The organism is Nocardia sp. NRRL WC-3656 (assembly GCF_000720265.1).
Lineage (GTDB): Bacteria > Actinomycetota > Actinomycetes > Mycobacteriales > Mycobacteriaceae > Nocardia > Nocardia nova.
This window is the reverse complement of the sequence record NZ_JOJF01000137.1, coordinates 1-265: the sequence shown is the minus strand read 5'-3', so window position 1 is coordinate 265 and position 265 is coordinate 1. Positions and strand designations below refer to the sequence as shown.

The 265-nt window shown below is 71.3% G+C and carries 1 protein-coding gene; it reads right to left on the bottom strand.

What is annotated here, in order from left to right; all coding sequences use genetic code 11:
* Positions 1-265 (bottom strand): hypothetical protein (locus IG65_RS38825; protein ID WP_036526739.1); only part of this gene is annotated, 265 nt, incomplete at both ends.

The window sequence follows — 265 nt, the reverse complement described above, 5'->3', positions numbered from 1 at the left end:
GTCGGGCGGTGTGAATGTCGCGCCGCCGTCGATCGCCGGCGGATGGGCTCCGCTGCGGGAATACACGCCCCCGGCGAATGCGCCGTTGAGCAGCGGCGCCAGCACCTGGTCGTAATGCTGCGGCCAGCCGGCCACCAGCGACGCCGCACCCAAACCCGATATCGCACCGGCGGTGCCGTGTACCAGGCCCATGGCCAAGCGACTGCTGCCGATCCGGGGGAACACCATCGGCGCGAACTTGCCGGCGACCATGCCGCCCACCGCT